Here is a 25,657-nt window from a genome sequence, read left to right on the forward strand (position 1 = left end):
AAATCATTCAATCTCAAGCTGTTAACTTTGGCAAAAAGACATATCAAAAACGACATGATAGTGCCTTTCATCCATAATCATCAATCAATAATGCACCTTTGAAAATGCGCGATTACACTTAAGAATCAAGAAAACTACGCAATTTACGTGAACGGCTTGGATGCTTTAACTTACGAAGCGCCTTTGCTTCAATCTGACGAATGCGCTCGCGTGTAACTGAAAATTGTTGGCCCACTTCTTCCAGCGTATGATCAGTGTTCATCCCTATACCAAAACGCATTCGCAAAACACGTTCTTCACGTGGTGTTAATGAAGCAAGCACGCGAGTCGTCGTATCACGTAGATTAGCTTGAATAGCAGCATCAATCGGTAATAATGCATTCCTATCCTCAATAAAATCACCTAAATGAGAATCATCTTCATCACCAACAGGTGTTTCAAGTGAAATCGGTTCTTTTGCAATTTTAAGAACTTTTCGCACTTTTTCTAACGGCATAGAAAGCTTGCTAGACAATTCTTCTGGTGTAGGTTCACGTCCAATTTCATGCAAAATCTGGCGCGATGTTCGAACAATCTTGTTAATTGTTTCAATCATATGAACAGGGATACGAATAGTGCGCGCCTGATCAGCAATTGAGCGCGTAATTGCCTGACGAATCCACCATGTGGCATAAGTTGAAAACTTATATCCACGCCGATACTCAAACTTATCCACGGCCTTCATCAAACCGATATTGCCTTCTTGGATAAGATCAAGAAACTGCAAACCACGATTGGTATATTTTTTTGCAATTGAAATCACCAGACGCAAATTAGCTTCCACCATTTCTTTTTTAGCAATTGTTGATTCGCGCTCCCCCTTCTGCACCTGCGTCACAATCCGACGGAATTCGCTAATCGAAATAGCAGTTTCTTGTGCAAGATTCTGTATTTCGCTGCGCAAACTTTGAATTTCTTTAGCTTCACGCCTTGAAAATTCTTTCCAACCGCGCCCTGGCAAAGTTGAAATATAATGAATCCAATTTGCATCCAATTCACGACCTTGGTATTCTTTTAAAAAATCTTCATGCCCAACACCATAATTATTTGCAATTCGCTTCAGCTTACCCTCATTATGAATCAACCTCTTATTGATGTCATAAAGCTGCTCAACCAAGGCTTCAATACGATTTTGGTTTAAAGAAAGAGATTTCACCGCTTGAACCAATTCGCCCTTCAACTGAATATATTTTTTCTTCTGGGAAGACGACAGAGCCCCCTCTTTACGCTCAGCCAAACTGCTTTCAACATGCTGATCTTGTAATTTTCGCAATTTTACATAAGTCTCAGCAATAAAATCCAACGTCTCCATGACTTGAGGACAAAGTTCATTTTCCATTGCAGCAAGCGACAAATTGACGTCATCGTCTTCTTCATCTTCCTCCTCAACACCTATACCTCGTCTGATATCTTCCATATCACGCATACCAGAAGACGTTTTTTCCTCTTTTATTTTTTCGACCTCACTTCGTTCAATAACAGGGGTCTGCTTAGCTTCTGGTCCTGCATAAGTCGTTTCCAGATCAATAATTTCACGCAGAAGAATACGCTGCTCTTTTAATTCTTCACGCCAAATAATGAGAGCCTGAAAAGTCAAAGGACTCTCACAAAGTCCAGCAATCATTGTTTCACGCCCTGCTTCAATACGCTTAGCAATAGCAATTTCGCCTTCCCGCGAAAGGAGCTCCACAGCTCCCATCTCACGCAAATACATGCGCACTGGATCATCGGTGCGATCTGTTACCTCACGCTTAGTTGTTGTTGCGATCGCGTGGCTGGTGGCCTCTACTAAATCGCCCCCCTCTACCGTAACTTCCTCTTCATAAGGCTCAGCCTCACTTTCATCCTCATTGTCAACGACATTAATGCCCATCTCAGAGAACATCGCCAAGGTATCTTCAATTTGTTCAGAGGTAACCTCATCCGGAGGAAGAACTGCATTCAATTCATCCATCGTCACGTAACCATTTTTTTTGGCGAGTTTAACCATTTTTTTGATGGCATCATCAGAAAAATCGAGAAGAGGACTGTCCACACTCGTTTGGCCCGTTACTTCCGTATTGTCTTTCTGTTTAACTTTTGTTGCCATACCGTTAACTCCACTTGATCACCACGCAGCTTCCGCGTGACCAGTTTTTTGCGTTCCTACTTAGCGTATCAACAATATCCCATATAAACTTCCCCTTAGAAGAGATCTCTATTAAAAAAAATACATTTCGTTGCATACACTCTTCACTCACACAAAAACGCGGGAAAACCCCAGAAGTTTCCCCGACACCTCTCAGCCTTTCTGAGACAATCTCTGCACTCTATAGTAAGAACCAATTTCCCGCTATTCCTAAAATTCACTCGTCATTCTTTGTAAATTCATCATTCTTTATAAAAATGCTGCTCTACATACAACTTCTTCATACTAAGCTTTAGGTGACTGATTCGTTCAAAAAAAGCGAATCATTTTATCTGATCTTTTTTATTCCCGTCTATTTCTTCATCAAACCAACTTCCAAATCCTTCAATTAAAGCTTCTGTCGCTTGCATCTGTTCCAGCTCGATTTTTATTTCACGAAGCAGATCAAAAACCTCACTATGAGGATTTTCCACAAGTTGCTCTTCAATATCTTGTAGTCTCTTATGTAGGTGGTGTTCTTGAAGATGCAAGTAGATGGCTTGTTTTAATACAGCACGGGCATCTTCTATGGGGGCCCCAGCAAAGACAGTACGCATACCAACATTTTTCACCAGATTTGTCATACGCTCTAAGAGAGCTTTTTGCCCTTTTTCTTCTAAAAGTGCAACCATTGTTTTTTTATCATGAAGCTGCCGGCTCCCGAGAATTTCTAACATAGATTGATGAAAGCTTACTAATTGCGTATTTTGCAACTCCAACTCAGTAAGAACGTCAAAATTTTCATACCATAAGTCAGGATAATGCGCCAAAATCAACAAAATAACGGCCTCACGGAGAGGAATAGAATGTGATGAATTGCGCACGATGTCAGAATTTTCCAACATCGAAAAAGATTGATCTTTCAATACCCTATTTTGAGGATTCTGTCCATATTGTCCTGCACCTTTTCTTTTCGAAAAAAATGGACGAAAAAAATCAAAAAGCCGTTTCTTTATATCTTGAAAATAATAACGGCGTACATCAGCATCCTTAATCGTAAAAATTTGCTGTTTTAATTGTTTTTCTAGCGCTGCTCGTGCTTCTGGAGTTTCAAAGTTCTTTCCATAGGTGGCACGCAACCACAAAAGCTCAATCAGTGGAATTGATTTTTTCAAAAAAGAAGTGAAAAGCTGTGCACCACCAGCACGAATAATTTCATCTGGATCTTTACCTTGTGGTAACAAAACAAAGCGCACAGACACCCCCACCTTTAAAAGAGGCAAGACACGATCAGCAACACGAAAAGCAGCTTTTAAACCAGCATCATCTCCATCAAAACACAAAATTGGATCGGTCGCCATCTGCCATAAAAGTCCAATTTGTGCTTCTGTTAATGCTGTCCCCAGAGGCGCTACGGCCCCCTCAAAGCCTGCTTTAGTCAATGTTATTACATCCATATAGCCTTCAACAACGAGGAGTGAATGGATTTTTTCATCACCAACAAAGCGGCTATTTTTACGCGCAGTAGCTGCATTATAAAGCATATTTCCTTTATGAAAAAGCACTGTTTCAGGACTATTGAGATATTTTGCCCGCGTATCTTTATCTAACGCACGTCCTCCAAAAGCTACGACACGTCCGCGTAAATCTTCAATAGGAAATATAATACGATTTCTAAAACGATCATAGGAAGATCTACCATCATCCCCTACTTTGAGAAGCCCACAATCTTCCATTTGTTTTATTGAAATACCACGCGCACTCAAAGCTTCTTTCAAAGCTGTACGCCTTGTCGGAGCAAAACCAATCCGAAAGCGCTCTGCAAGCTTTGGCGTTACACCACGCGCATCAAGATAACGACGCGCTGTAGCACCTCCTTTATCATGTAAGCTATATTGAAAAAAATCCGTAGCTATTTTCATAACATCATAAAGGTCAGCCTTTTCCATTTGACGTTTATGACTTTGTGGATCCAAAAGAGGTAATTTCATCCCCACAAAATCAGCCAAACGCTCTACACTTTCTGAAAAGCGCAATCCATCAAGCTCACAAAGGAAAGTAAAAATATCACCACTCACACCACAGCCAAAACAATAATAACGCCCCTTACGATCATCACAATGAAAACTTGGAGTTTTCTCTCCATGAAATGGACAACAACACCAAAAATCTCCTCGCGAAGGCTTGCTTTTTTGGGGATCAAATACCACCCTTTGGCCAATAACCGTTGAAATTGGTAATCTGGTGCGGATCTCATCAAGGAAATCAGACGGAAAACGCATTATCTCTCACAGAGTTTCAAAATTCTTTTTTGCATGTTTAACGACTTTAGAGCATAATTCCAATACTTCATCTTAAGTGGTTGAAAGATTTTAAGAGCTCAACCGTATATAATTTAGAAATGGAGAGTAAATAAAGTGATCAAATTTCTTGTTCAATATCCACTGCTAGAATCTATTGCTTGGCTCATTATTCTTATTCTTATAGCATTTTTAGTCAACTTTTTAGCACGAAATACACTCATTCACGGAGCAAAACGGTTTTCCTCTTTTCTTCCTAAAACGACAACCGCCGATATTGAACGCACCATTCAGTACATAGCTAATATTATTGCAGCCTTTACTCTCTCAATCGGCATTGATTTTATCCCGACACTCCCTACTGAACTTAGCACAATCATCAGCAATGTTGCTAACGCTTTGATTATTTTTGTTGTTGTCCTAGCAATCTCTTCTCTTCTTAACGTTATTAATATCCTTTATGAACAACAGCCCACAGCGCGTTTAAAACCAATAAAAGGTTATATTCAAATCGCTAAAATTGCGCTCTTTACTATAGCTGCAATTCTCATGGTCGCCACATTGATTGACCGCTCACCTCTTATTCTTTTATCCGGTCTTGGTGCAATGGCGGCTGTTCTGATGTTGATTTTCCAAGATACGCTCCTTTCTCTCATTGCAGGTATCCAAATTTCATCCACCGATATGGTACGTGTCGGCGATTGGATTCAAATCCCCAGTCTCGATATAGATGGTGATGTCACTGAAATTGCACTTCATACCGTTAAAGTCCAAAATTTCGACAAAACAATCACGACTGTGCCTATCCGTAAACTGGTGACGGATCCTTTTAAGAATTGGCGCGGAATGGAAGAAGCAGGTGGACGACGCATCAAACGCTCTCTGTTTATTGACCAATCAAGCATCCGTTTTCATACAGAAGAAGAACAAAAATACCTCTCCCGATTTAACTTGTTAGAAAATTATTTCACACAAAAAATACCAGAAATCAATGAATGGAATGCTCAATTAGATAAAAATCATGATATATTAGCCAATACCCGCCGTTTAACCAACATTGGGACGTTCCGTGCTTATGTTTTTGCTTATCTAAAAAATCATCTAAACATCGAACAAAACATGACCTTAATGGCGCGGCAATTGCCTCCTACACCAAATGGTTTACCTTTGGAAATCTATTGTTTTACCAACACAACCATTTGGCTGGAATATGAAGAAATTCAAAGTGATATTTTTGATCATCTTTATTCCATTCTTCCCAGTTTTGGTCTAAAGATTTTTCAAAACCCAAGCGGTTATGACTTTCGTCATGTATTAGAAACGAGAGCAAAGTAAAACGATAAACCTCAATTCGTCAATTTTTAGATCAACTGTATTCATGACAATAGAGAAAGAAAAAGTATCATGAATGGTTCATTGGTGCTCCTTCATCTTGCAGGCGCTATTTCTTTGCTTCTTTGGGCCACACGTATGGTGCGCACGGGAGTTGAACGCGCCTATGGTGACAGGCTTAAATACAAAATGCGCCACGTTATTTCCAAACCATTTTTTGCTGTAAGCTTTGGACTGTTTACAGCAATGATTTTACAAAGCTCTACAGCAATAACGCTTCTTGTTGGTTCTTTTGTTGAATCTGGTTTTGTCTCTGGTTTAGCAGGACTTATGGCTGTACGTGGGGGAGAATTAGGGTCGGCATTGGTTGTCAAAATCCTCTCTTATGATCTTACTATCGTTGTGCCCTTATGTCTTTTAATTGGCACTTTTATCTTCATGACAACTGAAAAACGTAATTGGCGTCAAATCGGGCGTATCATCATCGGTATTGGCCTTTTGATCTTGTCTTTACAAATGATAAGCGCAGCTACAGAGCCTTTACGTGATAGTGCGATTTTGCCTAGCATCATTAGCTATCTTTCAACCGATTCTGTTTCCACTTTTTTATTAGCAGCAGCACTCACTTACCTCTTACATTCATCTATTGCAGGAATTATTTTATTGGTTAATTTCGCCAATTATGATCTTATCCATGCTCAACTATGTGTTATAATGGTCCTTGGCGTCAATTTTGGTTCTTCTCTCATAGCACCGCTTTTAACACGCAACGCCTCTCCTAATACCCGCCTTGTTCCATTAGGAAATTTACTCATGCGTGGAGCAGGTTCGATCCTTGTCCTTATCTTATTTCTCTTCTTTCAACCACCAATCACATGGCTTGGCAATGACGCTTCTACTCAAGTTATTAATGCCCATATCATTTTTAATGTTTTTATTCTTCTTGCTGGAATACCGCTCTCGAAATGGGTTTTAAAGCTGACCACTAAAATTGTCCATTTAAGTACAAAGAACACGCAAACCAATAAGACACTTAATTTATCCGAGCAAACAGCTCTTGATGATAGTGTTCTTGAACGCCCAACTTTAGCACTCTCTAACGTTATGCGTGAAGTCATCCATATTTGTGACCTTGTGGACATCATGCTAGAAAAAATCATGGGACTTTATGAAAAACCTGATCCTGACATCATTCGTGAGCTCAACCAGCTGAATACCATATTGGACAAAAAGCATACCGCAATCAAACTCTATCTTGCCCGACTAGCCGGACAAAAATTATCTGATGAAGAAGCTCTCCAAACACAAGAACTTCTGAGCGCCTGTATAAAATTGGATCAAGCGGGAGACATCATTATTCACAATATGCTTATGTTGGTTAAAAAGAAACAACAAAAAGGTTTACAATTCAGTAATGACGGATGGAATGACCTCCTTCATTTCCACGCCATTGTTCTGGCCAATGCACATATCGCATTTAATGTTCTTGTCTCGCGTGACACACACACCGCACATTTATTGGTACAGAAAAAAGATCAGCTGCGAAATTTAGAAAAAGAGATGAGTCTAAAGCATTTTAAGCGCCTCCGTGAAAGTGACCTCAAAAATATAGAATCCTCCAGCCTTCATCTTGATACTGTACGCGATCTCAAACAAATCAACTCCCTTTTAACCTCAATGATCTACCCAATTCTAGAAGCTAAAGGACTACTCAAGAATTCCCGCTTGCATAATCCCTCTGAACAATAAACAGCTAAATCTTAACTTTTAGAAGAGTTGAACGAGAAAATTCATAATTCTCATTCAGGAGGAGGAGTGTATTATGAGAAACGCAACCATTAGTGAGACTGCGACTCATATATCAATGTTTTTACAGATTCTACCTCCACAGTATTTTGCAAAGAGTTAAACATCATTTCAAGCATCATTGATATCGTATCGGCAAACTTTTTCTTGAACTTTTTGAGCGTCAACTTTGCTCGTTGCTCTCGTCATGCCATTTTATTTTTTGAATTTTGTTAGAAGAATTGGCAAGAAAACTGCTTATGAATTGAATACATTATTTTATACTCTCAAAATACTGTCACAAGTATTTTCTCTTTTTACGTAAAATATTGCTAACCTCAATGCTTTTTGTTATTATAAGCGAGTTTATGCGATTTTGTGGATATAATGCTGCGCTCATCAGATGTCCACTTGAATTGAAAATCAGCAAATAGAAATTATAACAAAGTTTCCAGCAGCAATATCCTCCTAGGCAAAAAAGAAAGAAACCTTGATCTTTACAAAGCTTACCCTAGTTAGAACTAACAGTTTAGATTACGGCAAAGGAGGGAGAATGTGATGAAAGATGCAAATATCGGCTGGATTGTAGCTATTATTATCGGCGGTCTTGCAGGTTGGGCTGCGAAGTATCTTATGAAAAGCCAAACAGGAATATTTCTGAATATTATCTTGGGAATTATTGGAGCTGCACTAGCCAGCTTTCTTTTTGGGCTTTTAGGCGTTAGCTTTGCTGGGTGGTTTGGCTATCTTGTTTCTGGTTTTATTGGAGCCTGTATCCTGATATGGATAGGGAGGAAAATTCAACCATAGAGCATTTATTCATTTTTTAGAGCACCTTTTGGTATTTCTTGAGAATCCTGAGATATTTCAATGATAACTTTAGAAGTTAAAGCAATCGGAGAAGTGGTGGTGAAATGCTTAGGTTGCGGTCTTTTGCATCACCATCATCATATCATTAAGTAGCAGGAGCGGGGAAATTCTTTAGTAACGCATGACTTAATATACGACATCAAAAGGTGAGAGCGTGCTCGTACAAGGAGAAATGTTTGCATTGTATTTTAATGCAATACTAATTTTCTTTTCTATCATTCATACTCAAATATCACCACTTCGAACATGTGGTTGTTACAGTTCATACTGATAATCAAATTTCTCATAAAAAGAGAATATGCTAATCATAATCAAATCTTGCTTATCTCACTGTAATACCAACACAGCCTCGGCATGTTATTATAAAAAAACAATAATGAGGATCACAAGCTCTATCACGTGAAATTGAACTTCTATGTACCTCACCAATAAAAGTTCTAGCAGAAAACTCAAATAATCATCTTGAATTTCATAATTTAAAAGAGAGTTTTCCTAATATACATAGAATGTAAAAAGAATACTCTTTAATTTTTATTTTTACTATTATTTGTTTTCGTTTTTTATCAATTATTTTTAAAAGTATATAATTTATTAATGAATATATTTTTCTATTAAATTTATTTTGTAAATTTAAGAGCATATTAACAAGATTATTATTTAAAGATAATTTCAGTAAAAAATAATTTATTATTTATACAAATAATAATTTTTCTTATATTTTTGTATTATAATATACCATTACAGCATCATACATCAAACAAAAACCGTGATATGATAGCTTTCTTTTTAACGAAGAATTCCATAGCTCTTTTCACAACCATTGACCAAAAAAATATCACCATTCTTAATAAATTTAGCTCATTGTTTTTATTAGTAATCTCTTGAAATTTTTTCTTTAATGGCATTTTCATATAAAACACCATTATCCATACTATCATTATCCATACTATAGGTATTATATCCACGCGTTCTCCTCTTTTTGATGAAGAGTTTTTCGTTAGCGAAAAATACAGCTAATTCATGCCCACCTGTAATAAGGTTAACGAATAGTTTTTTGTATAAAGATTTCATTTTACGTACAAAAGTAAAATCATCTTTAATAGAATTATTTAATAAAATGGATTTAGATTTGTAATGAGTAAATCCATTATCTTCATGATGACGTAATCAAAAAAATAAAAATAAGGATTAAATCCTGAAATACTATTTCCAAGACATGTTATTCTACCATCATCACGATGCCTAAAGGCAGCTTCACATAAAACTTACTATTACTAATGTTGGGGTCCATCTCTCAGCTATCCATTATTATCGCATATGTATATGTATTCTTCAAATACGATTGTTTTAACTCTTGGAAATTTACCATACTTGTATTGATGTGCGAGAGACAAAGGGTATGAGGTAACCCCATATTTTATTATTTTTAGCCTTAATGATCGGAGGCCTTTTGTAGCACATTGTTTTATTCAGTCTTACTCTTTCTAAATCATTTTAATGCGCTTCTAGATTATAAATAATGCAAGAACCTTTACATCTAAATTCAAATGGCTTGAGTACTCTTTCATTTTCTCAAGTATTAAATAAGGAATTTGCCACTTTTAGTATTTCTTTTCTAGTCCTTCTCACGTAAATCAATTCTTTATCCCTTTTTTATATGCCCTAAAAACAAATTTTAAGGTATTGTTTTTCCCAACCTCCTGTTGCTATCAAGAAAATTCCATAACGCATTATGTGAAAGAGCTTTAGATAAATCGTAATACAATTATTTACCTTTTCAAATGAAGCAGCACTCTATAATATATTTTTAAAAACCACTCTATTAAATTTTCTCCTTACATCTTCCCATTTAGAATCTTGCTGCCTTCGCATTCCTATATTATAATGCAGGGGGTCTATTTATATTATCCAACACACAGCCCATAAAATACAGTTTTAGATATAGAGTGAAATGATGTCTAATCCTAAGGATTCCATCTTGCCACCTCTGAATTGGCTATCTGATAAAGATCCTCCAATACCAGCTAGCATAAATGATTGGCTAATGGAGGTGGGATCCATGACACGTCGACTTGGAAATCACTGCACCCGCATACGCATCGAACCACAACGTGAATGCTTCATTACGCGTGATAAACTGAAGGAAGAAGCTGAGCATCTGCCCGATAGCTCACGTTATTGGCTACGCGAAATCATACTGATGGGAGACAATCAACCTTGGCTCCTTGGACGCACTGTAATCCCGCAAGAAACCCTCCTTGATCACAATCAAGCAATCATAAACTTAGGAACTGTGCCACTGGGGCACTATCTATTCAGCAGTAACAAACTGACCCGCGATTACATTCATATCGGCCGACAAGACGCGCTGTGGGCACGCCGCTCCCGTTTGCGTCTAGCAGGAAAACCATTGTTGTTAACCGAACTGTTTTTAGCAGCTTCACCGCTGTACACAACAAATTCCATATAGAAGGACATAAATACCTTAACATGATGTGAAACAGAGAACAGATATCTTGTTTACCTATCAACAGCAAGAACCTCTAAATTTCTTACTTGAAAGCATTCCTCTACGATGAATGTTGCTTATCGACATACCCCTACATTATCCGCACGCACAAAAGGCTGCTCACAATAAAAATATTTTCAGGTTCTCTTTGCAGCTTGATAAGATTTTCTGTAATTTTTAACAGGACTATTGCCAACCTTAAAAAAATTCATCTGCCCCCACAGAGCATTCTTTTAACAAAGCCATCATCTGAACTCATCGCTCAATTTTTCATAAGCCTTTGTTTGCACCAAAGCCTCACTGAAGACTCTTTTCACTTCCACTTCATCCATCTGATAGAAAGATGCTACTAAAAACTGTCATTTTCTCTTGTTCTTTTCCCGCCAATTTCAAGCGACAAGATTTTTTATAACACGCTTACTTTTAAGGCTCTCCAACCATTTTTGCTAAAAGAGACTGTTTGACAATCAGTGGTTTTAGCTTGCCTTCATCACGATAAAAAATATTATAAACCCTAACTGAAGCACCAATTAAATGCTTCATCGATGAAACGAATCGCAGCAAAATCTATCTTACACCTTCAAAGCAATTTCGAATTTCCATATCAATCTGGTCATGCAACACAAATTCATCCGTCTTTGTTCAAAAAAACAGCTGCTAAGCAAACCTTATATGTCTTACAATGCATAATAAAAAATAATTAATATCGAGGCCTTGGAAAATCCAAAAACAGGACTTTACCTCTTCATAGAATATACCTATACTCCCCACCTTAAGCAAAACATTAAAAGAACAATATACACAGTATACACGGCGTTTGTTAGGGTGGTGTTTTTTGTGTAACGTTAGTCATTATACCTTTCAGATCATAAATTGTGAGCACACACTATGACACAAACTATTCCATCTCTAAATCCTTGGAGTGTAAGCAAACCTACAGCCCTCTTAATATTGGCCGATGGAACAGTTATTGAAGGCAAAGGAGCAGGTGCTATAGGTGTTGCTGAAGCTGAAATATGTTTTAACACTGCCATAACAGGCTATGAAGAGATCCTCACAGATCCGTCATATGAAAAGCAAATCATTAATTTCACTTTTCCTCATATCGGCAATGTGGGGACAAATAGTGAAGATATTGAAGATCTCACCCCCTTTAATTGTTATGGAGCAGTCGGTGCTATTTTCAAAGCAGACATTACCGATCCTTCCAACTATCGTGCAAATGAAAATCTTAATCAATGGCTCAAAACCCGTAAAATAATCGCACTTTGTGGCATTGATACACGAGCATTAACCGTCCTTATTCGTGAAAAAGGTGTACTCAATGGCATCATCGCCCATGATCCAAATGGAAATTTTGATATCAATGCTCTAAAAAAACGTGCACAAAAATGGACTGGCCTTATCAATCTTGATCTCGCAAAAGAAGTGACATCAAAGCAATCAATGGAATGGAATGAAAAGCCATGGATATGGAATGAGGGCTATAGTACAAATGACAGGTACAATTTTCACATTGTTGCAATTGATTATGGTATTAAGCGCAATATTCTCCGTCTCATGGCTGCACAAGGTGCACGCATAACAATTGTACCAGCAAATACAAACGTAGAAGAAATTCTGGCATTGAATCCTGATGGTATTTTTCTTTCCAATGGACCGGGTGATCCAGCTGCCACAGCCGATTATGCTGTCTCAACCATTAAAGCACTCATTGACAGTGATATACCGCTTTTTGGCATCTGTCTCGGGCACCAACTCCTAGCTCTTGCTGTTGGAGCAAAAACTATAAAAATGCATCAAGGACACCATGGCGCCAATCATCCTGTTAAAGATTTTACGACCGGAAAAGTTGAGATTGTATCTATGAATCACGGTTTTACTGTAGATAAGACATCTTTACCAAAACATGTTGAAGAGACTCATATTTCCCTCTTTGACAACTCAAATTGCGGCATTCGAATCATTGGAAAACCAGTTTTTTCTGTTCAATATCACCCAGAAGCTTCCCCTGGACCACAAGACAGTCACTATCTGTTTCAACGTTTTTTTGATCTCATTATGGATTATAAAAAAACAGCTTAGTCTAAAGTACTTTATTTTTCGGGTACCTTTTCCCAAACTGTACTCTTTTGCTATATACGGACATGTTATTTGAGTAACAGAGCGGCTCACTTCTCAACACTTGTAGAATTAATGAGCTTTATTTACCTTTTGTATTTTGTAATTGCCTTAACAAAGTATTCCTATCAATCAGAATTTCAAAAATAGCAATAATATCCAATAACAAAGTCATAAAAGCTAAAATAAGCCCACGCTGAACAAATTTTGGATCAAGTTTTGATCATTCATAGTAGGCGTATACGCATTGCTTTCTCTACTATTTTCTAACCCCTACCTGCTGTTAAGAACCGCTACAGAAGACAACTTATTCTTACCAAAGAATAGGATAAAGTAAAAAAATATTAGAAAAAACCAAAAAAATACCACCAATTCTCATTTTACCAAACACATGATCATCCCATGCACTTTTGTAAGCATCACCAGTTTCAGGAAAATAATTTTAAAAAATGAAATGAATTAAAATTTCAGCATAATAATCTGCTTACATCGCTCTTCGAGAAACAATCTTATTAGAAACTATACTACAAGAATATAAAGTTTATATTTTATAAAACATAAAAAACTAAGAAAATTTTAAATATAATTCAAACTTTTATACATAAAAAAACAGTTTTATATAAATAAATCCAATAAAATATTAATAATATTATAATAACACAAAAATAAGAAGATATTGTCCACTCTTACAAAATCACTCTTGCAAAATTTAAGTTTATTATAGAATATAATTTTTATAATTAGAGAATAACAATTATTTACATCGTACCTAATCTGCATAAAATTAAAACACAATTATGACTATATTTATTGTATGTTCAACTCAATCCAAGAACAATCTAATGAGCGCAGGAAAACATCGATCATTATCAATTCAAAAATGGTGAAAAAATGCGAAAAATATTTCAAATGATTTTAATTTCAGCGTTGATTACAGGATGTGATTTCCCAGTTTCTGATGTAAACAAAGATACTTCAGAAAATCAAACGGAGACGCACCAAACAGCAAAAGTAAACCTAGATCCATACACTTTAGATAAATTAAACACCATTCTTAAAGAACGCTCAAAAATGAGTGATCATAAAACAGAAAAAATGATTGAGCTGCTATCTGAAGCTTTTTTAGAAACACCTTACCAAGCAAATATGTTATATGGCTCAGAAATTACACCAGAAAAGCTTATAATCGATTTTAGAGGCTTAGATTGCTTTACTTATCTGGACTACGTTGAAGCATTACGAAAATCAACATCGCAAACAGAATTCATAAATAATGTCATCCGAACACGTTATGTTGAAGGTCATGTTAGTTTTTTAAACCGGAAGCATTTTTTCACTGACTGGGCTTATAGAGAGTATAAACTTGCCGATGACATCACCCCACAAATAAGCTCTAATGCAGTAACCACTGAAAAATATCTCAACAAAAAGTCTGATGGTGGAAACTACCTTCCTGGTCTACCCATTGTTAAACGCAATATAACATATATTCCAAGTAACTTTATTAATGAAGAGGTTATAAGCCGTCTACAATCTGGTGATTTCATTGGTATTTACACCAAACTTCCTGGATTGGATGTAACCCATGTGGGTTTCTTTATTATGACAGATAATGGTCCGATGTTACGGAATGCTTCCTCACGAAAAGAAAATGAAAAAGTCGTGGATTCCCCTTTTATGGACTATGTAGCGAAAACACCAGGAATTATCGTTTTAAGGGCCCTAAAATAATGTATATGGGGCAGAAATGTCCCCTATATTATCAAAATATGTATTCCAATAAGCACTTAAATTATCAAGATAAATATCCCAATTCGTGTAGTCTATATAGCTACAATATATTTTTTTACATTTTTAATCGCTGCATCAGATATTCTTAGTCCCGCTTGTTACATTGATCAAACAGAAAACTTAATCATCAATAATTCTCTTTTGCCATTATTAAATTATGATTCACGAAATAAAAAATTCTATCTATGACTCTAATTAAATCTAGCATGATAGCTTATGGAAGTTAAGAATCATAAAGCATCATCATGAAAGGGAAAATGCAAAAATAGCTAAAAAACTAACCATGACAAACAGAGCAATCATGATAAGCACATTGTATCCACCGCTGCGCATAAAAAATTCGATCTCACTTTACAAAATCCCATTTTTTATAAATAACTCTCATGTTTCATCATTCATGGTAATTTTGAATATCTTGACTTTTCCTCGTCAATATTGTTGTCTTTAGAGGAGGTTATACTCTCGCACTCATATAAAGTTAATCATAAAAAAAGAAGATATTTATCTTCAATTCTATGAAAAAAAGCATGGAAAATACATTTTAGTGCTTACTTTCTTTATCACTTAACCTATAAAACGATTTTGGCCTTAAACTTTAAATATTCTACCTGCCACAATTGCGCACAGATGTTTTCTATAGGAAAAAACCATGCCAAAACGCACAGATATAAAATCTATTCTTATCATTGGAGCAGGACCTATTATTATTGGTCAGGCATGTGAATTTGACTATTCAGGCACCCAAGCCTGTAAAGCATTAAAAGAAGAAGGCTATCGAATTATTCTGGTTAATTCTAATCCTGCCACTATTATGACAGATCCAGATTTAGCTGATGCTACATATATTGAACCCATCACTCCTGAAATAGTTGCCAAAATTATTGCCCATGAGCGCCCTGACGCCCTCTTACCAACAATGGGAGGACAAACAGCACTCAATACCGCTTTATCATTAAAGCGTATGGGAGTTTTAGACCGCTATCATGTGGAAATGATAGGTGCAAATGCCGAAGCTATTGATAAAGCTGAAGATCGTGCTTTGTTTCGCCAAGCAATGGCAAAAATCGGTTTAGAAACACCACGTTCTATGTTAGCCAATGCAACGGAGATAAAAGAAGAAAATCGCCGACTACACGCAAAAACACGCGATGAACTTAAAGCGAAACTTTCCGGTGATGCACTTGAAAAAGCACTGGAAAAACTTGAACAAGATTGGCGTTACACAGAGGCAGACCGTAAACAACATTATATTGCGCATGCTACTGCAAAAGCAGTTCAAGCTCTTGATATTGTTGGACTTCCTGCCATTATCCGTCCTTCCTTCACGCTTGGTGGTACAGGTGGTGGAATTGCTTACAATCGCTCTGAGTTTTATGAAATTATTGAACGTGGGCTTGAAGCTTCACCGACAACAGAAGTTTTGATTGAAGAAAGTGTTTTGGGTTGGAAAGAATATGAAATGGAAGTTGTCCGCGATAAAAATGACAACTGTATCATTGTTTGTTCCATTGAAAATATTGATCCTATGGGTATCCATACAGGCGATTCTATCACCGTAGCCCCTGCCCTCACCTTAACTGACAAAGAATATCAACGTATGCGCAACGCTTCGATTGCTGTCTTGCGTGAAATTGGTGTTGAAACCGGTGGATCGAATGTACAGTTTGCTGTCAATCCTGAAAATGGTCGCCTCATTGTTATTGAAATGAATCCGCGCGTTTCCCGTTCTTCAGCACTTGCATCAAAAGCAACAGGTTTCCCCATTGCTAAGGTAGCCGCTAAATTGGCAGTTGGCTACACACTTGATGAGTTAAAAAATGATATTACCGGTGGTGCGACACCAGCATCATTTGAGCCTTCTATTGACTATATTGTCACAAAAATTCCCCGTTTTGCCTTCGAAAAATTTCCTGGTTCATCAGCTGTCTTAACAACTGCGATGAAATCTGTAGGTGAAGTTATGGCGATCGGTCGTACTTTTCAAGAATCATTGCAAAAAGCGCTCCGTGGACTTGAAACGGGTCTTACCGGTCTTGATGAAATTGTGATTCCTGAACATGCTGAAGGCGATGAGAAAAATTCTATACGCTCTGCCATTGCAATCCCAAGCCCTGATCGTCTGCGTTACATAGCCCAAGCAATGCGTACCGGTTTACCCTTAAAAGAAATTCACCAAATCAGCAAAATTGATCCATGGTTCTTGGAACAAATAGCTTCTATCATTGAGATGGAACAGCGCATTCGCACCCACGGATTACCTCAAGACACCGATAATCTACGCCTGTTGAAAGCTATGGGCTTTTCGGATGCGCGATTAGCCACTCTTACGGGACAAGAGCCCGATGATATTGCTGCTTTGCGCAAATCGCTCAATGTCAAGCACGTTTTCAAGCGTATTGACACTTGTGCAGCTGAATTTTCTTCCCCGACAGCCTATATGTATTCAACCTATGAAGTCCCCTTTGCCGGCATAGAACAGTCAGAAGCACAAGTTTCTGCGCGCAAAAAAATTGCTATTTTAGGTGGCGGGCCGAACCGCATTGGACAAGGTATTGAATTTGATTATTGTTGCTGCCATGCTGCTTTTGCACTGCGTGATGCAGGCTTTGAAGCCATCATGATTAACTGCAATCCTGAAACAGTTTCGACCGACTATGATACATCTGATCGTCTTTATTTTGAATCTTTAACAACAGAAGATGTTCTCGCTATTTTAGAAACAGAACAGCAAAAAGGCGAATTGGTAGGAGTCATTGTCCAATTTGGCGGCCAAACACCACTAAAACTAGCAAGTGCATTAGAAAAACACAAAATTCCCATCCTAGGAACTTCACCTGACGCCATTGATTTAGCAGAAGACAGAGACCGTTTTCAAAAATTGTTGTTCAAACTGAACTTAACGCAACCTCAAAACGGCATTGCCCATTCAGTTGAACAAGCACGTCTCATTGCCCAAGAATTGGGCTTCCCATTAGTTGTACGCCCTTCTTATGTTTTAGGGGGGCGTGCTATGCAAATTATCCGCGATGAGCGTAGCTTGCAAAATTATTTGCTTGAGAGTGTCCCTGAATTAGTACCAGAAGAGATCAAAGCCCGTTATCCAAACGACAAGACGGGACAAATCAATACATTGCTTGGTAAAAATCCACTTTTATTTGATACTTATCTTACAGAAGCGATTGAAGTTGATGTTGACTGTCTGTGTGATGGAGAAGAAACGCTGGTCGTTGGCATTATGGAACATATTGAAGAGGCAGGGATCCACTCTGGTGATTCTGCATGTTCTTTACCAGTACACACACTTTCAGAGAAATTAGTAATTGAACTAGAGCGTCAAACCAAAGCGTTGGCGCAAGCACTTCATGTTCGTGGACTTATGAATGTACAATATGCCATTAAAGATGACACAATTTATGTCTTAGAGGTCAACCCCCGTGCTTCGCGTACGGTTCCATTCGTTGCGAAAACAATTGGCCGTCCCATTGCCAAAATGGCTGCACGTATTATGGCAGGAGAAACTCTCCACAGTGCTCTTCAAGCTTATGGTGGATTACCCTCTCCGCAACAAAAACAACATATCGCTGTCAAGGAAGCCGTCTTTCCTTTTGCGCGTTTTCCAGGTGTTGATACACTTCTTGGTCCGGAAATGCGTTCAACTGGTGAGGTCATGGGACTTGATTATGAATTTGCTCTTGCTTTCGCAAAAGCCCAACTTGGCGCTGGTGTAGAGCTTCCCAAAGAGGGAACCTTGTTCGTTTCTGTAAGAGATGAAGACAAAAAACGCATTTTAAATCCCGTCAAACGTTTAGCTAAGCTTGGTTTTTCTGTTTTAGCAACAAGCGGAACACAAAAATTTCTTTCCGAACATAACGTTAAAGCAGAAAAAATCAACAAAGTACTAGAGGGACACCCCCATATTGAAGATGCTATTCGCAATCGGCAAATTCAATTGATTTTTAATACAACCAACACTGCCAGCGCCATCTCGGACTCCAAATCATTACGCCATGCAGCACTCATGCAAAAAGTTCCCTATTACACCACAATGTCTGGAGCTAAATCTGCGGTACAAGCCATAGAAGCACTCAAAAAAAAGCCTGTTGAAGTACGCCCACTGCAAAGCTATTTCACTTAAAAGTTTTCACTCCATAGCAAACGATGTCTTTTCTACATTCTTTATCAATCTTTTCTTTGTGTAAAAATATCGATTAAGACTTGTTTTTTACTCCAAAAACCTTTATATAGGGTCTATCGAACTTTCGGTTAAGTGACTTTCTTTCCTGTGCGATCTGCACGTATGACGAAACTTCTCCCACCTAATTTCGATCTAAAACCGTATTGGATGCCTTTGGCTTCAATGCACAATATTATATATTCTAAGGAGTTTCCTATGTCTACAGGAACAGTTAAGTGGTTTAACACAACAAAAGGTTTTGGATTTATTCAGCCTAGTGATGGCAGTGCGGATGTATTTGTACACATTTCCGCTGTTGAGCGTTCTGGTCTAAATAATCTTAATGAAGGACAAAAAGTTTCTTATGACGTTCTTCAAGATCGTCGTTCAGGAAAATTTGCTGCTGGCAACCTTGCAGCCCTTTAATTTTTAAGTTCTGCTATATTTATTTTAGAAATCCTCACATATAAAGGTGAGGATTTTTTTATTTTTTATAAAAGCAAAATTGACCTTTATTAAAGTCCTAATATCGGTCTTATATAATTATGAAAAGACTTTTCCCCTCTCCTTAAATATTTTTATAAACGCAACAAACAGCTTCCTTGCAAAAGCCTATAAAAGTATCAAAATAAAATCTGTATCTAAAACAAAATTTTCTAAGAATTTCTCTGCAATTTTTTATTGCATACAATGTAATCTCTTATAGAATGCCTTCCAATCAACAATCTTTTGCTTGTGTCATGATAAGGAATTGAAACTATGGTTTTTATCGCGGAGAGGCTTTCTCGTATCAAACCTTCTGCAACAATTGCTGTTTCCCAAAAAGCGCGTCATTTAAAAGCGTTAGGTCGTGATGTCATTGCTTTAAGCGCTGGAGAACCAGATTTTGATACACCAGACAATATCAAAAATGCTGCCATTGAGGCTATTCGACGCGGAGAAACAAAATACACTCCCATATCTGGCATTCCAGAATTACGCCAAGCAATTGCTACAAAATTTAAAAGAGAAAATAATCTCAATTATGAACCAGAGCAAATCATTGTTGGCACCGGCGGCAAACAGATTCTCTTTAATGCGTTGATGGCAACTTTGAACAAAGGAGATGAAGTCATCATTCCATCTCCTTATTGGGTCAGTTATCCGGAAATGGTTACACTCAACAGTGGTACACCTATCTTTGTCGAAACAAAAGCTGAATTTTCTTATAAACTTCAACCGGAAGAGTTAGAAGCTGCCATCACTCAAAAAACCAAGTGGTTTATTTTTAACTCTCCTTCAAATCCATCAGGCGCTGCTTATACGCATGACGAATTAAAAAAACTAACAGACGTTTTAGTGAAATATCCTCATGTGTATGTCCTCACCGATGATATCTATGAACATCTTACATATGAAGGCTTTACCTTTGTCACTCCAGCAGAGGTAGAACCGAAACTTTACGACCGTACACTCACAATGAATGGTGTTTCTAAGGCCTATGCTATGACAGGTTGGCGAATCGGTTATGCAGGGGGACCACGAGAATTAATTAAAGCCATGGATACTATTCAAGGACAACAAACGTCTGGCACAAGCTCTATTTCACAATGGGCAGCTGTTGAAGCACTCAATGGTCCGCAAGACTTTATTACTGAAAATAAAAATGTTTTCCAAGCACGCCGTGATCTTGTTGTTTCTATGCTAAACCAAGCACCTGGCATTCATTGTCCAACACCAGAAGGTGCCTTCTATGTTTATCCTTCCTGTGCAGGACTTGTTGGAAAGAAAACCCCAAAAGGTAAAGTAATCTCTCATGATGAAGACTTTGTAATAGCGCTTCTGGAAGCAGAATCTGTGGCTGTTGTCCATGGATCTGCTTTTGGACTTGGACCAGCTTTTCGTATTTCTTATGCGACATCAGAAAAGTTGCTTGAAGAAGCTTGTTTACGTATCCAGCGCTTCTGCAATAGTTTGCTTTAAAATTCAGAGCATCATCTAATTGCTACGGTTTTGTTGCCGAAGCACATCTGAGAGATTTTCGATCACTGGGTTATAGTATAAACAAATGAGTTGTGTAAAAACGGTGTGGTAATCTGCCATGAACAGGACAAAAAAATTCAACTACCCTCTCCCCACAAGCGAGATACAACTCGTTTTAGAGATAATATTTGCATAAAGCGAGTCCCTATCTTCTTTATTAAAATGTGTCTCCTTAGCTGTTTTTACTCTATGACTAAAAAATGACTCTTTTTGAATTTTAAATCGCATTAAATGATAATCACCAAAATCGTATGTTACACACTCGTAAGGATTATACTTCTCGATTAAATCCATAATTAAAAAAATCTAACGCTTATAAATACTCTATTTTCCCAGCCAAACCTTTTTATTTTTAATGGTACTTATAAGCTATCAGCATAGTATTCCTCAAAACTTCTCATCAAGTTTTGGTGTGTATAAAAGACTTTGGGACATCTATAAAACTTTTGAAGTCTTTCCTTATGATGTTCCAATATATCTCAATTTTCAAACATTTCTTCAGATAACTAAAAAAAAGCCGGACACTTTGTCCGGCAAATTTGGAAAATCCCCAGAGATAAAATCCATCTGAAAGACCTTCGTAAGGGAACACTCAAGAAAATGCAATGGGAGACAACATAATCAAGAGATAATATTGTATGTCATTTTATAAGAAGAAGCACAATAAAGACTTAAGCGTATCTGCTATGCATGAAACACATAGCTAAAAATACTATATTACTAAAAAGCCCACTGACGAGCTTTCAAAAAAATATAATCTCGAAAAGCGTTCAACTTTGCCAAATTCTTTAAAGCGTAAGGATAACAAAAAAAAGTATCAAAAGAAGGAATATCAACCATATCAGGAAAAAGTCGCACAAGGCGCTCATCATTATTTACGATATAATCCGGAAGTACAGCAATACCAAGATCACGCATAATTGCATTCTTGATTGAGATGATATTATTGATTCTTAGGACTGAAACACGCAAAGATCCATCACTCCTACCCGCCTTTTCTAACCAATTTAAACCGGACAAATAAGGTGGGACAGGTTCACCGAATGAAATAATACGGTGTGCATCCAGCTCAGACAATTTTTCTGGTTTTCCATAATTTGCAATATAATTTTCCGACGCATAAACATGCATATGAATTGTAAATAATTTTCTTTGTATAAGATCAGGCTGCTGAGGTTGATGTAAACGAACAGCACAGTCTGCATGACGCATTGTCAGATCAAGTTCTTCATCATCCAGCAAGAGTTGAATGCGCATATCAGGATAAAGACTTAAGAATTCAGGCATACGCTCTGCAAGCCATCCTGCCCCCATTCCATAGGTCGATGTAACCCGCAAATTCCCTGCTGGTTTTTCACGGCTTTCACTGAGCTGCGAGCGCGCGTTTTCAAGCTTCATCAAAACATCATGAGCTGTGCGATAGAGAAGCTCCCCCTGCTCTGTTAAGATCAACCCACGCGCATGACGCTGAAACAGGGATACACCGACATCCTGCTCTAAAGCTGAAACCTGTCGTGAAATTGCTGATTGGGATAGGTGAAGCCTTTGCGCTGCATGTGTAAAAGAACCTGCTTCTGCCGCTGCATGAAAGACCCTTAACTTATCCCAATCCAACGGTGATGTCACAATCTTGCCTCTAATTTATTATCACTTTGAGAGTTTATGTTTGAAGATCTAAGAACCGTTCTGCCTCTAGTGCTGCCATACATCCCCTTCCAGCGGCTGTTACAGCTTGGCGGAATGTATCATCCGCTACATCTCCTGCAGCAAAAACACCGGCAATGCTCGTTGCTGTTGAATCCGGCGCTGTCCATAAATAGCCACCCCGTTTTTGTTTTAATTGTCTTTCAAACACAGAAACAGCAGGATCATGCCCAATGGCAATAAATATCCCATCCGCATTGACCTTAATCTTTTGACCGGTTTTAACATTTTTAAGATGTGCACCTGTTACAACAGCTCCCATTGAATCTTGAGCTGGCAAACCAACAATTTCTTCTACCACATGATTCCAAATAATACGTACATTATCGCAAGCAAGCAACCTATCTTGCAAAATTTTTTCTGCCCGCAAATGATCTCGGCGATGAACCACGCTTACACTTTTAGCCAAATGCGATAAATAAAGAGCTTCTTCTACCGCTGTATTTCCACCTCCAACAACAATAACATCTTTACCACGATAAAAGAAACCATCACATGTAGCGCAAGCAGAAACTCCCCCGCCCATAAATGTCTGTTCACTGTCCAAACCAAGCCATCGAGCCTGCGCGCCCGTTGCAATAATGAGCGCATCACAACAATATTGCGTTCCGGAATCCCCCAATAAAATAAAAGGGCGTTCTGATAAATGAGCCTTTGTAATAATATCATAGACAATTTCTGTGCCCATATTTTCGGCTTGTTTTGCCATTTGTTCCATCAACCATGGTCCTTGAATTGGATTAGCAAAACCTGGATAATTTTCAACATCAGTTGTAATCGTCAACTGCCCGCCCTGCTGCAAGCCAGTAACCAAAACCGGCTTAAGCATTGCTCTTGCCGCATAGATCGCTGCCGTATAACCAGCTGGACCAGAGCCCATAATAAGCAGGCGAATATGCGATTGTACCATATAATCCCTTTCGTTTTTTACTTAGTTCTTCTGTCAATGATAACGTAATGCACTCTTTAAAAAAAAGATTTTTCAACAGCCTAAATTATGATGTATATGTACTTCTTTTTGAGTTTGGTGAAAAGATTTAATTACTGATTCATCAAAGCATTTTTTAATGTAGGAGATAATCTTTATCCGATAAAGAAAAAAACGTAAATGCTCATGAGCATAAAACCGTAACAAAAGAGATACAAAGATAGGGAACAACCATTTTTCAATTTATTATCAATATCTGTGCACGTTTTGCGTTAATCATGGGAGGAGCAATGCTTCTACCAATTTTTGTGGATTTGCACGACAATAACCGTGATTGGAGAACTTTTCTCTACTCTTGTGCCATAACAACTATGTTAGCAACCCTAATTCTTTTGGCCACCAAGGGTGCTACCTGTCGTTTTTCGGCACGGCTTGGCTTTACGCTTACTGTTTGCCTTTGGCTCACAGGAAGTATCGTTGGCGCTTTGCCTCTTTATCTTTCTCATCTTCCAATTTCTCTAGCAGGAGCGATTTTTGAATCCGTTTCTGGGATCACAACCACAGGCTCCACAGTAATCACTGGCCTTGATAATTTATCGCGAAGTATTTTGTTATGGCGTTCTATCATATGCTGGATTGGAGGCATTGGCTTTATTGGTTTAGCCTTGTTGCTTTTGCCTTCACTGCGTGTTGGAGGAGTACAGCTTTTCCATATGGAATCATCAGATAAATCTGAAAAAATACTGCCTCGCATCAACCAGATTGCTAATGGAATTATCATAGCTTATGTTGGACTCACACTTGCTTGTATGCTTTCTTATTTTGCTTCTGGCATGAGTTTATTTGATGCCATCAACCATGCAATGAGCACAGTAGCAACAGCTGGTTTTTCAACTCATGATACTTCCTTTGGCTATTTTTCTGATAAACCAGCCATCTTAATTGTTGCAACAATCTTCATGTTGCTTTCTGCTTTACCCTTCGTGCTTTATGTTAAATTAGTGCTTCCTGGCCGCTCCAAACGCTTTCTTGATCCGCAAGTGATCGTTTTTCTTACTATTGTTTTTCTCTTTAGCTTTTCTTTAGCAGCATGGTTGCGTTTTCATGATCACCGTGCCTTCCACTGGATTTTTCTCGATGTTATTTTTCACCTTTCGTCTATCATTAGCACCACTGGCTATAGTGCTGAAGATTATCAACTTTGGGGGCCTTTTGCGCTTGGCATTTTTTTCATTATTTCTTTTATGGGCGGATGTGCTGGTTCTACCTCTGGCGGTATGAAAATTAATCGCCTCATTATACTCTGGCGTATTACACAAACAAATATAGCACAGCTTCTTTCTCCTAATGTAGTGGTAAAAGCTCGCTATGATCATTCAAATATCTCTACCGATGTTGCTAAAGCAGTTTTATTTTTTGTATGTCTTTATATGTTTTGCCTTATTATCGGTACTGCACTTTTGCTCACAACCGGTCTTGACTTTACGACGGCTTTTACAGGTGTCTTAACTGCCCTTTCAAATATTGGACCAGGTTTTGGAAACATTATTGGCCCTGCCGGCAATTTCTCTAGCATAAATGATAATGCCTTATGGTTTTTAAGTTTTCTGATGCTAGCTGGGCGCCTTGAAATTATAACCATATTCGTACTTTTCATCCCCGCTTTTTGGCGTGAACAATTCTAAATGTATGGCATTTAAACTTTGTAACGATAAGAAATTTACAAAACAAATGCTGTACATTAAAAAATTAATATTCATTCAATTCATGGAAAAGCTTTTAAAGATCTTCAAACGAGTGGTTATATCAGCGATATAAAGCCATCTCTCAAATAGGAACATATGCCACTCTTTTTAAGGCATGAACTGTTTCAAATGAATGCAATGCCTCAAGACTATCAAGTATTACTCAAGATCTTTCATACCAAACAAAGTTTTATAACACTCTATTTTATGTATCCACCTCATCAAAAAGG

Annotated in this window: 15 protein-coding genes; 10 read left to right on the forward strand and 5 right to left on the reverse strand. The window is 37.8% G+C overall.

Going from position 1 to position 25,657, the window contains the following annotated elements:
* Positions 1-118: 118 nt before the first annotated feature.
* A complete protein-coding gene (rpoD, locus tag ABD915_RS03640; protein ID WP_345115309.1) occupies positions 119-2,128 on the reverse strand; it encodes an RNA polymerase sigma factor RpoD in 2,010 nt (669 codons plus the stop codon).
* Positions 2,129-2,490: 362 nt separating this feature from the next.
* A complete protein-coding gene (gene dnaG / locus ABD915_RS03645; RefSeq protein ID WP_345115310.1) occupies positions 2,491-4,428 on the reverse strand; it encodes a DNA primase in 1,938 nt (645 codons plus the stop codon).
* 135 nt (positions 4,429-4,563) lie between these two features.
* On the opposite strand from dnaG, the gene ABD915_RS03650 reads away from it, so the two are divergent.
* From ABD915_RS03650 to ubiC, 4 genes are all read left to right on the forward strand, one after another.
* Positions 4,564-5,781, forward strand: coding sequence for a mechanosensitive ion channel family protein (locus ABD915_RS03650; RefSeq protein ID WP_345115313.1), 1,218 nt, complete (start codon positions 4,564-4,566; stop codon positions 5,779-5,781).
* Between the two features lie 69 nt (positions 5,782-5,850).
* Positions 5,851-7,527: a Na/Pi cotransporter family protein gene (locus ABD915_RS03655; RefSeq protein WP_345115316.1), complete on the forward strand. Its 1,677-nt coding sequence runs from the start codon at positions 5,851-5,853 to the stop codon at positions 7,525-7,527.
* Positions 7,528-8,121: 594 nt separating this feature from the next.
* On the forward strand, positions 8,122-8,373 hold the full coding sequence (locus tag ABD915_RS03660) for a GlsB/YeaQ/YmgE family stress response membrane protein (protein ID WP_345115318.1): 252 nt from the start codon (positions 8,122-8,124) through the stop codon (positions 8,371-8,373).
* A 2,011-nt stretch (positions 8,374-10,384) separates the two neighbouring features.
* Positions 10,385-10,903 carry a chorismate lyase gene (ubiC, locus tag ABD915_RS03665; RefSeq protein WP_345115321.1) on the forward strand — a complete coding sequence of 173 codons (519 nt, stop codon included), beginning with the start codon at positions 10,385-10,387 and terminating at the stop codon, positions 10,901-10,903.
* Positions 10,904-11,365: 462 nt separating this feature from the next.
* Here ubiC and ABD915_RS03670 read toward each other — a convergent pair whose 3' ends face one another.
* Complete coding sequence (locus tag ABD915_RS03670; RefSeq protein WP_345115324.1) at positions 11,366-11,506, reverse strand: hypothetical protein; 141 nt, start codon at positions 11,504-11,506, stop codon at positions 11,366-11,368.
* Between the two features lie 324 nt (positions 11,507-11,830).
* Between ABD915_RS03670 and carA the strand changes: the two genes are divergently transcribed.
* The 5 genes from carA to ABD915_RS03695 all read left to right on the forward strand — a co-directional run bounded on the left by carA (position 11,831) and on the right by ABD915_RS03695 (position 20,990).
* Positions 11,831-13,027, forward strand: coding sequence for a glutamine-hydrolyzing carbamoyl-phosphate synthase small subunit (carA, locus tag ABD915_RS03675; RefSeq protein WP_345115327.1), 1,197 nt, complete (start codon positions 11,831-11,833; stop codon positions 13,025-13,027).
* Positions 13,028-13,954: 927 nt separating this feature from the next.
* Positions 13,955-14,794: a DUF1460 domain-containing protein gene (locus tag ABD915_RS03680; RefSeq protein ID WP_345115329.1), complete on the forward strand. Its 840-nt coding sequence runs from the start codon at positions 13,955-13,957 to the stop codon at positions 14,792-14,794.
* 709 nt (positions 14,795-15,503) lie between these two features.
* A complete protein-coding gene (gene carB / locus ABD915_RS03685; protein ID WP_345115331.1) occupies positions 15,504-18,989 on the forward strand; it encodes a carbamoyl-phosphate synthase large subunit in 3,486 nt (1,161 codons plus the stop codon).
* 255 nt (positions 18,990-19,244) lie between these two features.
* Positions 19,245-19,454: a cold-shock protein gene (locus ABD915_RS03690; protein WP_005864850.1), complete on the forward strand. Its 210-nt coding sequence runs from the start codon at positions 19,245-19,247 to the stop codon at positions 19,452-19,454.
* A gap of 333 nt (positions 19,455-19,787) precedes the next feature.
* A complete protein-coding gene (locus ABD915_RS03695) occupies positions 19,788-20,990 on the forward strand; it encodes a pyridoxal phosphate-dependent aminotransferase (protein WP_345115336.1) in 1,203 nt (400 codons plus the stop codon).
* Positions 20,991-21,770: 780 nt separating this feature from the next.
* Here the strand turns inward: ABD915_RS03695 and ABD915_RS03700 are convergent.
* Positions 21,771-22,676, reverse strand: coding sequence for a LysR family transcriptional regulator (locus tag ABD915_RS03700; protein WP_345115338.1), 906 nt, complete (start codon positions 22,674-22,676; stop codon positions 21,771-21,773).
* 34 nt (positions 22,677-22,710) lie between these two features.
* Positions 22,711-23,664, reverse strand: a complete 954-nt coding sequence (trxB, locus tag ABD915_RS03705; RefSeq protein WP_345115340.1) for a thioredoxin-disulfide reductase — start codon at positions 23,662-23,664, stop codon at positions 22,711-22,713.
* 308 nt (positions 23,665-23,972) lie between these two features.
* On the opposite strand from trxB, the gene ABD915_RS03710 reads away from it, so the two are divergent.
* Positions 23,973-25,367, forward strand: coding sequence for a TrkH family potassium uptake protein (locus ABD915_RS03710; RefSeq protein ID WP_345115343.1), 1,395 nt, complete (start codon positions 23,973-23,975; stop codon positions 25,365-25,367).
* Positions 25,368-25,657: the final 290 nt, after the last annotated feature.

Source organism: Bartonella jaculi (assembly GCF_039543045.1).
GTDB lineage: Bacteria > Pseudomonadota > Alphaproteobacteria > Rhizobiales > Rhizobiaceae > Bartonella > Bartonella jaculi.